Consider the following 416-nt stretch of genomic DNA (forward strand, 5'->3'; position numbering starts at 1 on the left):
GATGACTTCGTCGTCGAGGCTGATTTGGTGCAGGTGGCCACTGCCGTAATACAGATAGTTGATCTGTCTGCCGTCGGGCAGGACGGTGGCGGTACGGTTGCCGTTGAAGTCGTAGTGGTAGCGGATGCTTTCGGTAACGGGCAGGTACAGCATGTCGTACTGCGCATCGCGCCAGTCGGTTTCGGGCAATCCGTTTCGGGCGTTCTCTTCCTTAGCCGGTACCCTCCATTGGTGCTGGCCGATGATTTGGCCGTTGCCGTTGTAGTCGAAGCAGGTAATGCTGTGGCTGTTGGCGGCACGGACGAGGTTGCCGTCCAGGTCGTATTGGTAAACGGTTTCCTGAACCTTGTCATTGTTGCGGGCGAGGGTATGGATTAAGCGTCCCAATACGTCGCGTTTGAACTCGGTAATCCGCA

The 416-nt window shown here is 56.7% G+C and carries 1 pseudogene; it reads right to left on the reverse strand.

What is annotated here, in order from left to right:
• A pseudogene (locus tag HMPREF2560_RS00180) lies at positions 1–416 on the reverse strand (RHS repeat family protein); the annotation flags it as partial.

Source organism: Neisseria sp. HMSC078H04 (assembly GCF_001838135.1).
Classification (GTDB): Bacteria; Pseudomonadota; Gammaproteobacteria; order Burkholderiales; family Neisseriaceae; genus Neisseria.